This window comes from Kitasatospora sp. NPDC059462 (assembly GCF_042749955.1).
In the GTDB taxonomy this organism is placed as follows: domain Bacteria; phylum Actinomycetota; class Actinomycetes; order Streptomycetales; family Streptomycetaceae; genus Kitasatospora.
On the sequence record NZ_JBHYUU010000156.1, the window covers coordinates 1 to 11,521 of the forward strand.

At 73.6% G+C, this 11,521-nt stretch carries 12 protein-coding genes and 1 tRNA gene; 10 read left to right on the forward strand and 3 right to left on the reverse strand.

Features of this window, described 5'->3' with window-relative positions; genetic code table 11:
• Positions 1-363: 363 nt before the first annotated feature.
• Positions 364-1,362: a LuxR C-terminal-related transcriptional regulator gene (locus ACFXAM_RS29725; protein ID WP_380295877.1), complete on the forward strand. Its 999-nt coding sequence runs from the start codon at positions 364-366 to the stop codon at positions 1,360-1,362.
• Between the two features lie 97 nt (positions 1,363-1,459).
• On the opposite strand, the gene ACFXAM_RS29730 is transcribed toward ACFXAM_RS29725, so the two are convergent.
• The gene (locus ACFXAM_RS29730; RefSeq protein WP_320435994.1) at positions 1,460-1,954 is read right to left on the reverse strand and encodes a MarR family transcriptional regulator; all 495 of its coding nucleotides are present in this window, start codon (positions 1,952-1,954) and stop codon (positions 1,460-1,462) included.
• Between the two features lie 110 nt (positions 1,955-2,064).
• Between ACFXAM_RS29730 and ACFXAM_RS29735 the strand changes: the two genes are divergently transcribed.
• Entirely contained in the window at positions 2,065-2,859 is a 795-nt protein-coding gene (locus ACFXAM_RS29735) for a trans-aconitate 2-methyltransferase (protein WP_380295878.1), read from the forward strand.
• Between the two features lie 23 nt (positions 2,860-2,882).
• Here ACFXAM_RS29735 and ACFXAM_RS29740 read toward each other — a convergent pair whose 3' ends face one another.
• The gene (locus ACFXAM_RS29740) at positions 2,883-3,485 is read right to left on the reverse strand and encodes a TetR/AcrR family transcriptional regulator (RefSeq protein ID WP_350551889.1); all 603 of its coding nucleotides are present in this window, start codon (positions 3,483-3,485) and stop codon (positions 2,883-2,885) included.
• Between the two features lie 173 nt (positions 3,486-3,658).
• Positions 3,659-4,678 (reverse strand): acyl-CoA desaturase, encoded by a 1,020-nt coding sequence (locus ACFXAM_RS29745; protein WP_380295881.1) that lies wholly within the window; start codon positions 4,676-4,678, stop codon positions 3,659-3,661.
• Between the two features lie 244 nt (positions 4,679-4,922).
• On the opposite strand from ACFXAM_RS29745, the gene ACFXAM_RS29750 reads away from it, so the two are divergent.
• From ACFXAM_RS29750 to ACFXAM_RS29785, 8 genes are all read left to right on the forward strand, one after another.
• A tRNA-Gln gene (locus tag ACFXAM_RS29750) sits at positions 4,923-4,996 on the forward strand.
• 174 nt (positions 4,997-5,170) lie between these two features.
• Positions 5,171-6,640 (forward strand): bifunctional UDP-N-acetylglucosamine diphosphorylase/glucosamine-1-phosphate N-acetyltransferase GlmU, encoded by a 1,470-nt coding sequence (gene glmU / locus ACFXAM_RS29755; RefSeq protein WP_380295883.1) that lies wholly within the window; start codon positions 5,171-5,173, stop codon positions 6,638-6,640.
• A 202-nt stretch (positions 6,641-6,842) separates the two neighbouring features.
• Positions 6,843-7,820 (forward strand): ribose-phosphate diphosphokinase, encoded by a 978-nt coding sequence (locus tag ACFXAM_RS29760; protein ID WP_380295885.1) that lies wholly within the window; start codon positions 6,843-6,845, stop codon positions 7,818-7,820.
• A gap of 284 nt (positions 7,821-8,104) precedes the next feature.
• On the forward strand, positions 8,105-8,695 hold the full coding sequence (locus tag ACFXAM_RS29765; protein ID WP_380295887.1) for a 50S ribosomal protein L25/general stress protein Ctc: 591 nt from the start codon (positions 8,105-8,107) through the stop codon (positions 8,693-8,695).
• A gap of 107 nt (positions 8,696-8,802) precedes the next feature.
• The gene (pth, locus tag ACFXAM_RS29770) at positions 8,803-9,384 is read left to right on the forward strand and encodes an aminoacyl-tRNA hydrolase (RefSeq protein WP_380295889.1); all 582 of its coding nucleotides are present in this window, start codon (positions 8,803-8,805) and stop codon (positions 9,382-9,384) included.
• 151 nt (positions 9,385-9,535) lie between these two features.
• A complete protein-coding gene (locus ACFXAM_RS29775) occupies positions 9,536-9,880 on the forward strand; it encodes a hypothetical protein (RefSeq protein ID WP_380295891.1) in 345 nt (114 codons plus the stop codon).
• 111 nt (positions 9,881-9,991) lie between these two features.
• Positions 9,992-10,528 (forward strand): SigE family RNA polymerase sigma factor, encoded by a 537-nt coding sequence (locus ACFXAM_RS29780; RefSeq protein ID WP_380295893.1) that lies wholly within the window; start codon positions 9,992-9,994, stop codon positions 10,526-10,528.
• A complete protein-coding gene (locus ACFXAM_RS29785) occupies positions 10,518-11,372 on the forward strand; it encodes a hypothetical protein (protein ID WP_380295895.1) in 855 nt (284 codons plus the stop codon). Before ACFXAM_RS29780 ends, ACFXAM_RS29785 begins: the two co-directional genes overlap by 11 nt.
• The last annotated feature ends 149 nt before the right edge of the window (positions 11,373-11,521 follow it).

Genomic DNA, 11,521 nt, shown 5'->3' on the forward strand with positions numbered 1-11,521 from the left:
GCCCCCTTCCGTCCGGACGGAAGCGGGCGGCGCTCGGCGTTTCCCCCCTCGGCGTTTCCCCCCTCGGCGTTTCCCCCCTCGGCGTGTCCTCCCTCGGTGTTCCGGCGGCCGGCGCTCACCGGAGGCGGAGCGGCCGATGGCATCAAGTCGGTCCGGATTCGCACCTCCTGACGAAACTTCACCGAATCCCCACCGAGTCGGCGCGTACCCCGTACGCTGAATTCCGGTACCGGTGGGGGCCGGCACCGCGGTCCTTCCGGATGCCCGGGAGGCGGCCGGCGCAGGACGCGCCCGGACGGCGGCGGCGGGACGTGGGGCGCGCCGTCCCGGACGAGCCCGGAGCTGAGCAGGGGGGAAGTGACGATGGGGCGGATCCGCGTCCTGGTGGTCGACGACCACCGGATCTTCGCCGAGGCACTGGCCGCGGCGCTCGCCGCCGAGCCCGACGTCGAGGTCGGCGCGGCGGGCAGCGCGGCCGCCGCGGAGCGGGCGCTGGAGCGCGCCGCCACCGAGGGGCGGGCGTTCGACGTGGTCCTGGTGGACGCCGATCTCGGGGTGGCCGAGGGCGGGTCCGGGGCCGCGCGCAAGCCCCGCCAGCCGGGTGCCGATCCGCCCGACGCGCTGCGCCGCCGCCCGGCCCCCGCGCTGCCGTCCCCCCGGCGTCCCCCGGCGGCCCCGGCCACCGGCCCGGCCGGTTCCCCCGGCGGCGCGGCCCGGCACCCGGCCGCGCGCCCGGCCGGCCCGTACCCGGCGGAACCGCACCCCGCGACGGCGGCCCCGTCCGCTCCCCACGCGCCCCCGGCGGCCTCCTCGTCCGCCGCCCCGGTCCCCGACGGCATCACCCTGCTGGCCCGGGTCCGCCGTCACCACCCCGGTCTGCGGGCGATCGTCCTGGCCACCGCCGACGACCCGCAGCGGGCCGCCCGCGCCCTGCACGCCGGGGCCACCGGCTGGGTGGCGAAGGAGAGTTCACTGGCCCGGCTGCTGGCGGTGATCCGGGGCGTGCTGCGGGACGAGACCCACCTGCCGCCCGCGCTGCTCACCGGGGTGATCCGCGAGCTCACCACGGCCCGCCGGGACCGCACCGAGAGCGAGCGCCTGGTCGACACGCTCACCCCGCGGGAGAAGCAGATCCTGCGCTGCATGGTCGCGGGCCTCGGGCGGCAGGCCGTCGCCGAGCGGCTCTACCTCTCCCCGCACACCGTCCGCACGCACATGCAGAACGTCCTCGGCAAGCTCGGGGTGCACTCCACCCTGGCCGCCGTCGCGGTGGCCCGCCGGGCGGGCGTCAGCCCGTCCGAGCTCGTGACTCCCGCCGTCCCGTCGTCGGTCGCCACGTCCACCGCTCCGGGCGCCGGCTGATCCGCCCGCCCGTCGTACCCGAACGCGGCCCGGGCCGTCGGGCCCGCCGGGCGGGGGCCCTGCGGCGTGCGGACGGGGGCGCGGGCGACGCCGCCGGCTACGGGATGTTGTCGAACGGCGCGACCAGCTGCCGCAGCAGACCGGCGAGCTCGCCCTGCTGGGCGGAGGTCAGCTGGGCGAGCAGTTCGCGCTCGTGCGCGAGCAGCCCGGCGAGCGCCTGGTCGGCGCGGTCGCGCCCGTCGTCGGTGAGCCGGACGAGGACGCCGCGCCGGTCGTCCGGGTCGGGCAGCCGCTTGACCAGGCCCTTGCCGGTGAGCCGGTCGATCCGGTTGGTCATGGTGCCGGAGGTGACCAGGGTCTGGGTGAGCAGCTGGCCGGGGGAGAGCTGGTAGGGGGAGCCGGCCCGTCGCAGCGCGGTCAGGACGTCGAACTCCCAGGGTTCGAGGCCGTGCTCGGCGAAGGCGGTCCGGCGGGCGCGGTCGAGGTGGCGGGCGAGCCGGCTGACCCGGCTGAGCACTTCGAGCGGTTCCACGTCGAGGTCGGGGCGCTCTCTGCGCCATGCTGCGACCAGCCGATCGACCTCGTCCTCCATGACGATCAGTGTATCGGGGGTTGTGTCGATGTGAAGTCTCTTGACATCGAGAAATCCAGTACCGAAGCTGGCATGGATATCTTGATGTCGAGATACTTTGGGAGGCCCCCGTGCCCGCTCCCGTCTGGGACCCCGAGCAGTACCTGCGCTTCGCCGACGAACGGACCCGGCCGCTGCACGACCTGCTCGCCCGGGTGCCCGCCGTCCCCCACGAACCCGCCCCGACCGTCCTCGACATCGGCTGCGGCCCCGGCAACTCCACCGCCGTCCTGCGCGAACGCTGGCCCGCCGCCCGGATCACCGGGGTCGACAACTCCGCCGAGATGCTCGCCGCCGCCCGTGCCGACGGCGAGCCCACCGCCGACTACCTGCTCGCCGACGCCGCCGACTACGACCCGGCGGAGGCGGCGCCGGACGCCATCGTCTCCAACGCGACCCTGCAGTGGGTCCCCCGGCACATCGAGCTGCTGCCGCGCTGGGCGGAGGCGCTGGAACCCGGCGGGGTGATCGCCTTCCAGGTGCCCGGCAACTTCGGCTCGCCCAGTCACACGGCGCTCGCCGCACTGCGCCGCAGCCCCCGCTGGCGGTCCGTCGTCGGCGAGGACGCCACCCGGTCCGGCGTCCACGAGCCCGCCGCCTACCTCGACGCGCTCGCCGCCGCGGGCTGCGCCGTCGACGTCTGGGAGACCACCTACTGCACCCTGCTCACCGGGCCGGACCCGGTGCTGGAGTGGGTCAAGGGCACCGCCCTGCGGCCCGTCCTCACCCGGCTCGGCGACGGCGCCGAGCGGGCCGCCTTCCTCGCCGAGTACGGGGCGCTGCTGCGCGAGGCCTACCCGGCCGGGCCGCACGGCACCGTCTTCCCGTTCCGCCGGATCTTCGCCGTCGGCGTGAAGCGGGCCTGAGGCGCGCCGCGCCCCGGCGGCGCTCAGGCCTTGCGCTCGCCGACCAGCTTGGGGTGCCGCTCCATCCCCTCCAGGCCGTGCCAGGCCAGGTTCACCAGGTGGGCGGCCACCTCGGCCTTCTCCGGCTTGCGCACCTCCAGCCACCACTGGCCGGTCAGCGCGACCATCCCCACCAGCATCTGCGAGTACATCGGGGCGAGGCGGGCGTCGAAGCCGCGCGCCTTGAACTCCAGGCCGAGGATGTCCTCCACCTGGGTCGCGATGTCGCTGATCAGCGACGCGAAGGTGCCCGTCGACTGGGCCACCGGGGAGTCCCGCACGAGGATCCGGAAGCCGTCGGTCGAGGTGTCGATGTAGTCCATCAGCGCGAACGCCGCCTGCTCCAGCAGCTCGCGCGAGTGCCCCCCGGTCAGCGCCCCGGTCACCATGTCGAGCAGCAGCTGCATCTCGCGGTCGACCACCACCGCGTAGAGCCCCTCCTTGCCGCCGAAGTGCTCGTACACCACCGGCTTGGACACCCCGGCCCGCTCGGCGATCTCCTCCACCGAGGTGCCGTCGTAGCCGCGCTCGGCGAACACCGTGCGGCCGATCTCCAGCAGCTGCTCCCGGCGCTGCTTGCCGGTCATCCGCACCCGGCCACCCCGCCGGCGCGGCGCCGGCGCAGCGTCGTCCGGCCCGGCGGCGGCACGCGGACGGGCCTGCGCCGGACCGGGCGCGGCGTCCGTCCGCGTGCTCTGGTGGCCGCCTGTGCTGTCTGCGCTGCTCCCGTTCACCCCTACATCATGCTGCAGGCGCGCCCTCATGCGGCGCGGCGGGCGGCGATCCGCTGCGCGTCCGGCCAGCGGACGTCCCGGACCCAGCCCGCCAGCTCGAACCAGCGGATCAGCCGGGCCGAGGAGTCGATCTGGCCGCGCAGGACGCCGTGCCGGGCCGAGGTGGGGTCGGCGTGGTGCAGGTTGTGCCAGGACTCGCCGCAGGAGAGCACGGCCAGCCACCAGACGTTGCCGGAGCGGTCCCGGGAGCGGAACGGCCGGCGGCCGACCGCGTGGCAGATCGAGTTGATCGACCAGGTGACGTGGTGCAGCAGTGCCACCCGGACCAGCGAGCCCCAGAAGAAGGCGGACAGCGCGCCCTGCCAGGAGAGCGTGACCAGCCCGCCGACCAGCGGCGGCAGCAGCATCGACAGGGCGGTCCAGAGCCAGAACAGCCGGGAGATCCGCCTTATGGCCGGGTCGCGGACGAGGTCCGGCGCGTACTTGAGCTGCGGGGTCTGCTCCTCGTCGAAGAGCCAGCCCATGTGGGCCCACCACAGGCCCTTGAGCAGGGCCGGGACGCTCTCGCCGTAGCGCCAGGGCGAGTGCGGGTCGCCGTCCTTGTCGCTGAACCGGTGGTGCTTGCGGTGGTCGGCCACCCAGCGCACCAGCGGTCCCTCGATCGCCAGCGAGCCGGCCACGGCGAGGGCGATCCGCAGCGGGCGGTTGGCCTTGAAGGCGCCGTGGGTGAAGTAGCGGTGGTAGCCGACGGTGATGCCGTGGCAGGTGAGGAAGTACATGACGGTGGCGATCGCGACGTCGGTCCAGCCGAGTCCCCGGCCCCAGGCCACCGGGACGGCGGCGACCAGGGCGGCGAAGGGCACGGCGATGAACAGCGCGAGCGCGATCCGCTCGGCGGCGCCCTGGCGCTCCCCGCCCCGGGTGGCGGAGAGCTGCTGCGGGGAGGACTCCGGGGAGGTGGACGGGGCGGGGGCGTCGGGTCCGGGGGCGGAGGAGTCGAGGGGGCGCGCGGAATCGGCGTGCGCCTCGCCGGCCTGGATGGTCATGGGCGTCCCTTGAGGGGGGAGAGGACGGAAGCTACGTTGGCGTAACCTACGGAATCGTAGGTTGCGCTCCGCCACCGAGGGAATACGCCGCCGGGCGGCGCTTGAGTGAATTCACCCGACTGGATGGATGACATTCGGATCCCGGCGGGGCCCCCGGTGGGCCGGGCCGAGGAGGTAGATGTGACGGCCCATACCCCGTACTCTTGGCGGAGCGCGCCCCCCGGAACGGGAGCGGATGCGCCGGTCCCGGATCGTCTAAGGGCAGGACAGCTGGTTTTGGTCCAGCTTATGGGGGTTCGAATCCTCCTCCGGGAGCCATCTGCGGGCCGGTCGGCCCGGGCCGGTCCGCGGTCGACGCGCGGCGGCCCCCCGGGGGCGGAGGAGCGGCCATGCTCCGCGCACTATCCTCGAAGCGGCCAGGGCGCTGACGTGCGGGTCCCGTCGCCGGCTGCTCTGCCCTCCCCCGTGTCACCGAATGAGGAGCCTCCCCCCGTGAGTGCCAATTCGCCTGCCGCCGTTGTCGTCCTCGCCGCCGGCGGTGGCACCAGGATGAAGTCGAACAGCCTCCCGAAGGTGCTGCACGAGGTGTGCGGGCGGTCCCTGGTCGGCCACGCGGTGGCGGCGGCGGAGGAGTTGACGCCGGACCAGCTGGTCGTGGTGATCGGGCACATGCGGGAGAAGGTGGCCGACCACCTGGCGGCGCATCACCCGGGCGCCCGCGCCGTCGTCCAGGAGGAGCAGAACGGCACCGGGCACGCGGTGCGCACCGCGCTGGAGGCGCTGGCCGCCGACGGGATCGAGCTGGACGGCACGGTGATCGTCACCACCGGCGACGCGCCGCTGCTGACCGGCGGGACGCTGGGCGCGCTGGCCGCGGCCCACACCGAGCAGGGCAACGGCGTCACCGTGCTGACCGCGGTGGTGCCGGACCCGTTCGGCTACGGGCGGATCCTGCGCGACGAGGCGGACGGCGCGGTCGCGGCGATCGTCGAGGAGAAGGACGCCTCGGACGCCCAGCGGGCGATCGACGAGATCAACTCCGGGGTGTTCGCCTTCGACGCCAAGCTGCTGGCGGACGCGCTCGCCGAGGTCACCACGGACAACTCGCAGGGCGAGGAGTACCTGACCGACACCCTGGAGATCCTGCGCCGGGCCGGGCACCGGGTGGGCGCCGTGGTCGCCGACGACTACCGCGACATCCTCGGCATCAACGACCGGGTGCAGCTCGCCCACGCCCGCCGGCTGCTGAACGACCGGCTGCTGGAGCGGGCGATGCGGGCCGGCGTGACCGTGGTGGACCCGGCGACCACCTGGTTCGACGTGCAGGTCTCCTACGAGCCGGACGCGGTGGTGCTGCCCAACACCCAGCTGCAGGGCTCCACCCACCTCGGCGAGGGCTGCGAGGTCGGCCCGAACTCGACGATCAAGGACACCCGGATCGGCGCCGGGGCGCGTGTGAGCAACACCACGGCGGACCGCGCCGAGATCGGCGACCACGCCGCCGCCGGCCCGTACGCGTACCTGCGCCCGGGCGCCCGGCTGGCCCGCAAGGCCAAGGTCGGCACCTACGTCGAGGTGAAGAACTCGGAGCTGGGCGAGGGCGCCAAGGTCCCGCACCTCTCCTACATCGGCGACGCCACCATCGGCGAGGGCAGCAACGTCGGCGCCGCCTCCGTCACCGTGAACTACGACGGGGTCAACAAGCACCGCACGGTCATCGGTGCGCACTGCCGTACCGGATCCGACAACATGTTCATCGCGCCGGTCACGGTGGGCGACGGCGCCTACACCGCGGCCGGTTCGGTGATCGCCAGCGACGTTCCGCCCGGCGCCCTCGGCGTCGGCCGGGCCCAGCAGCGGAACATCGCCGGCTGGGTGCAGCGCAAGCGCGCGGGCACCACGTCCGCGCAGGCCGCACAGGCCGCGACGGAGCGCGACGAGCGGTCCGCGACGGAGGCCTGAGCCGGCGGGCGGAGGTCCGGCGGACGGTCCCGAGGCGGACGGTTCGCGAGCGGGCGCGTAACCTTGGGGTCATACGTGCGCCATTGGGCCTACCGCCCGTGTCCAGGCGTACCGACAATTCCCCGACCCCTCTCGCCGGCTGGCGGACGCCTGCCCGCGGTACGGACGGGATCGGCGTCAGCAACGCGAGGAGACGGTGGCAGTGAGCGGGATCACGACGTCGGGCGAGAAGAAGCTGAAGCTCTTCTCCGGCCGTGCCCACCCGGAGCTGGCGAAGGAGGTGGCCGCGTCGCTGGGGACCGAACTGGTTCCGACCAAGGCCCTGGACTTCGCCAACGGTGAGATCTACGTCCGCTTCCTGGAGTCGGCCCGCGGTGCCGACTGCTTCGTGATGCAGAGCCACACGGCTCCCATCAACCAGTGGATCATGGAGCAGCTGATCATGATCGATGCTCTGAAGCGGGCCTCCGCCCGGAGCATCACCGCGATCCTGCCGTTCTACGGGTACGCCCGCCAGGACAAGAAGCACCTGGGCCGCGAGCCGATCTCGGCCCGGCTGGTCGCCGACCTGCTGCGCCAGGCGGGCGCCGACCGGCTGATGGCCGTGGACCTGCACACCGCGCAGATCCAGGGCTTCTTCGACGGCCCGGTGGACCACCTGTTCGCGCTGCCGCTGCTGGCCGACTACGTGGGCGAGCGGGTCGACCGCGGCAAGCTCACCGTGGTCTCCCCGGACGCCGGCCGGGTCAAGGTGGCCGACCAGTGGTGCGACCGGCTGGACGCGCCGCTGGCGATCATCCACAAGCGCCGCGACATGACCCAGGCCAACACCATCCTGTCGGCCGAGGTCGTCGGCGACGTCAGGGACCGGGTCTGCGTCCTGGTCGACGACATGATCGACACCGCCGGCACGATCTGCGCCGCCGCCGACGCGCTGTTCGAGGCCGGTGCCGCGGACGTCCTGGTGGCCGCCACCCACGGTGTGCTCTCCGGCCCCGCCGCGGACCGCCTGAAGAACTCCCGGGTCAGCGAGTTCGTGTTCACCAACACCCTGCCGACCCCGGCCTCGCTGCAGCTGGACAAGATCACCACGCTGTCGATCGCCCCGTCCATCGCCGCCGCGATCCGCGAGGTGTTCGAGGAGGGCTCGGTCACGAGCCTCTTCGAGGGCGTGCACTGACCAAGCCCCGTGTGCGCGGCCCCGGTTCCCAGCGGACCGGGGCCGCGGCCGATTTCGCGAGAGGGCGCCGCTCCGGTTAGACTCGTGAAACTGCTCGGCGAGGGATGCCGTGTGCCCGCTCCGCGGGTGCCCGCTCCGTGATCGACGCGCTGCCGGCTCCGGAATCCCGGGCCCCGGCAGAGGTCGTGCGCCGCCGAGTGACCCCCGAACGTTATGAGGGTGTGGTCCCGGCGGTTTTTCGCGTTGCCTGCACCCCCGCGCCAGCTTTCACGAGGAGTGCAGTCGTGTCCGAGATCCGCCTTGCCGCCGAGACCCGTACCGAGTTCGGCAAGGGTGCCGCCCGTCGCGCCCGCCGTGCCGGCTTCGTCCCCGGTGTCGTCTACGGTCACGGCCACGCGCCGGTTCACCTGAACCTGCCCGGCCACGACCTGATGATGGCCCTGAAGACCCCGAACGCCCTGCTGGTCGTGCCGATCGAGGGCAAGGACGAGTACGTGCTGCCGAAGGCCGTCCAGCGCGAGGCCATCAAGCGCACCATCGAGCACGTCGACCTGCTGCTGGTCAAGCGCGGCGAGAAGGTCACCGTCGAGGTTCCGGTCCACACCGAGGGCGAGCTGGCCCCGGGCGGCAACCTGCTGGAGCACGTCCTCCAGGCCCTGCCGATCGAGGCCGAGGCCACCCACCTGCCCGAGGCCGTCACCGTCTCGGTCGAGGGCCTGGAGGCCGGCGCCTCGGTCCACGCCAAGGACATCGCCCTGCCGAACGGCGTCTCGCTGGCCGTCGAGGCCGACGCCGTCGTGCTGCAGGTCATCGCCGCCCAGGCCGCCCCGGCCGAGGATGAGGCCGCCGAGGCCGAGGCCGGCGCCGAGGCCTGAGCCTCTCGCACAGTCCGGACCGCTGCCCCGGTCGCTCCCGCTGGAGCGGCCGGGGCAGCGGCGTGTCCGGGATGATGGCGGTGAACATGACCACGAGGAGCGGTGGGATGAACGACGAATCGTACGAGGGGCCCTGGCTGGTGGTGGGGCTGGGCAACCCCGGGGAGCAGTACGCCCGCAACCGGCACAACATCGGGTTCATGGTGGTGGACCTGCTGGCCGCGCGGATGGGCGCGAAGTTCAAGGCCCACAAGAGCCGGGCGCAGGTCGCCGAGGGGCGGCTGGCGGGGCGGCGGGTGGTGCTCGCCAAGCCGCAGTCGTTCATGAACCTCTCCGGCGGCCCGGTCACCGCGCTGCGCGACTTCTACAAGGCGCCGGTCTCCGCGCTGGTGGCCGTCCACGACGAACTGGACATCGACTACGCGGCGCTGCGGCTGAAGCTCGGCGGCGGCGACAACGGCCACAACGGGCTGAAGTCCATCACCAAGTCGCTCGGCCCCGAGTACCACCGGGTGCGGTGCGGGATCGGCCGTCCGCCGGGCCGCATGGAGGTCGCGGACTTCGTGCTGAAGGACTTCTCCGCGACCGAGCGCAAGGACCTGGAGTGGTTCGTGGACCGCTCGGCGGACGCGGTGGAGGCGCTGCTCTCCGAGGGCCTGGAGCGGGCCCAGTCGTCGTACAACTCCTGACGTGCGGTCAGGGCCGCCCGCGGGGGAAGGGCGGTGGTCCGGCTGCGCAACAGTCGTACAACTCTTGGTCGGCCAAACCTGAATACCTGTGAGAAACCTGTGCGGATCGGATAGCGTCGGGCCAGTACGCGAACGGGTTGGGGAGTTCTCGATGCGGAGTTTGCGGCCGGTCCGGCGCCTTCGGCGGATCCGGGTGGTGCGGCTGGGGAAGCTCGGACGACGGGTGGGCACGGTGGGTGCGCTGGGCACCGCGGGCGCGCTCGGCGCTGCCGGGATGCTGCTGGGCGCGGCCGGTGCGGCGCACGCCGACCCGATCGCGGAACCCGATCCGGGTGTGGTGTCCCCGGAGCCCGTCTCGGCGCAGCTCGGTCCGGTGCTCGGCAGTTCGGTCGGCGGTGACGCGGGCCTGCTGGCCGTCGGCGGCGGGCTGGTCGTGGCGGCCGGCGGCGCGGCCCTGTGGGTCAAGCGCCACCGCGCGGGCGCCGCGGGGGAGTGAGGGCGCGATCGTGCCGCAGGGGCCGGGGACCGAGCTGATCGGTCCCCGGCCCCTCCGGTTTTTTTCGCCGGACGTGTCACCCGTTTCCGTCCGCCGGTGCGTCTGGTTGGCATGAAGCGCGAATCGATGCGGCCGGGGGGCTTCACCGGAGACGCCCGGCGGGACGATCCGTTCGACGAGTTCGTCGCGGCGCGGTACCAGGCGCTGCTCCGCGGCGCGTTCCTGATCACGGGGGACATCCACGACGCGCGGGACCTGCTGCACGACGCCCTGTCCCGGGTGTACGTGCGGCGCGGCGCGATCCGCGAGCCGGGCGCGGCCGAGGCGTACGTCCGCCGGGCGATGGTCCGCACTCACGTCTCGCGCTGGCGGCGCACCCGTCGTGAGGTGCTGACGCCGCTGCTGCCGGACTCCCCGGTGGCGGCGGCGGACCCCCGGGACGAGGAGCTGGAGGCGGCGCTCCGGTCGCTGCCGCCCCGTCAGCGGACGGCGGTGGTGCTGCGGTACTACGTCGACCTGCCGGTGGCCCAGGTGGCCGAGGAGCTCGGCTGTTCGACCGCGACGGCCAAGACCCACCTGGCGCGCGCGATGAGGACGCTTCGGCAGGAGCTGGCACCGGTACGGGAGATGGTGTGTCATGAGGGGTGAGGGGAGGGGACCGGAGCCGGACGCGTTCGAGGAGGAACTCGTCGTCCGCCTCGACGCCCGGGCGGGGCAGTTGTCCGGCGGCCGGCCGCCGCTGGCGGAGCTGCGGAGCGCGGGACGGCGCCGGGCCCGTCGCGGGCTGCTGCGCCGGGTGGCCGCGGGGGCGGTGGTGCTGCTGGTCGGGGTGGGGGCGCTGACGCAGCTGGAGTCCTTCGCGGGCGCCGGGCGGCCGGTGCCGGCCTGGGGCGGCGAGAGCGGACCGGAGGACGACGACCCGGGCGGGCTGTCAGGCGTCTGCCGAGGCGGGCCCGCCTCGCTGCGCGAGTACACCTGGGAGCAGATCCACGGCCTGGCACCGACTCCCCCGCTTCCGTCCGGCGACGACGGGTCGTGGGACACCCCGGCCCCGGAGATGACCGCCAAGCTGGAGCAGATCATCCGCCGCAGCCTGGTGGTGGCCAACGCGGTCAGGCGGTTCGGCGAGCGGATGTACCCGGATTCCTGGTTCGGCGCCTGCAGCGACTGGACGACCAACACGGTCTACGTGATGCGGGCGCCGGGGAGCGACCTCGACATCGCGCTCGCGAAGGCCGTCCCGCACTCCGGCGTCACCCTCAAGTTCGTGGACGTGGCCCGTTCGCGGAAGTCCTACGAGGCCGTGGCGGAGCGGATCAAGTCCACGGACGCCGGCTACTGGGCCCAGCGGAACGTGACGATCACCGACGTCTGGATCTCGCCGGACGGTGCCGGGCTGATCGTCATCACCCAGCAGGTCGAGGCGGCCCGCGCGCAGATCCTGGCCCGGTACGGGGCGGGGCTGGTGATCGAGGTGAGACCGCGCTACTGACCGGGGAGGGGAGAGGATTTCATCGGGGCGGGCCGGATTCGGGGGCGGTCCGGAACGGGGGAGGGCCCCGCGACGTACTCGGTACAGCGGAAGGGCAGGATCTGGATGGTGACGTGGGGGAGTTCGGTCACCTCGACCAGATAGTCGAG

Excerpts from the sequence above, each read along its gene's own strand:
- ACFXAM_RS29785 (WP_380295895.1), top strand. The coding sequence starts at position 10,518 with ATGAGGGGTGAGGGGAGGGGACCGGAGCCGGACGCGTTCGAGGAGGAA.
- ACFXAM_RS29740 (WP_350551889.1), bottom strand. The coding sequence starts at position 3,485 with ATGACCGGCAAGCAGCGCCGGGAGCAGCTGCTGGAGATCGGCCGCACG.
- ACFXAM_RS29745 (WP_380295881.1), bottom strand. The coding sequence starts at position 4,678 with ATGACCATCCAGGCCGGCGAGGCGCACGCCGATTCCGCGCGCCCCCTC.
- ACFXAM_RS29775 (WP_380295891.1), top strand. The coding sequence starts at position 9,536 with ATGCGGAGTTTGCGGCCGGTCCGGCGCCTTCGGCGGATCCGGGTGGTG.
- ACFXAM_RS29780 (WP_380295893.1), top strand. The coding sequence starts at position 9,992 with ATGAAGCGCGAATCGATGCGGCCGGGGGGCTTCACCGGAGACGCCCGG.
- ACFXAM_RS29725 (WP_380295877.1), top strand. The coding sequence starts at position 364 with ATGGGGCGGATCCGCGTCCTGGTGGTCGACGACCACCGGATCTTCGCC.
- ACFXAM_RS29730 (WP_320435994.1), bottom strand. The coding sequence starts at position 1,954 with ATGGAGGACGAGGTCGATCGGCTGGTCGCAGCATGGCGCAGAGAGCGC.
- pth (WP_380295889.1), top strand. The coding sequence starts at position 8,803 with ATGAACGACGAATCGTACGAGGGGCCCTGGCTGGTGGTGGGGCTGGGC.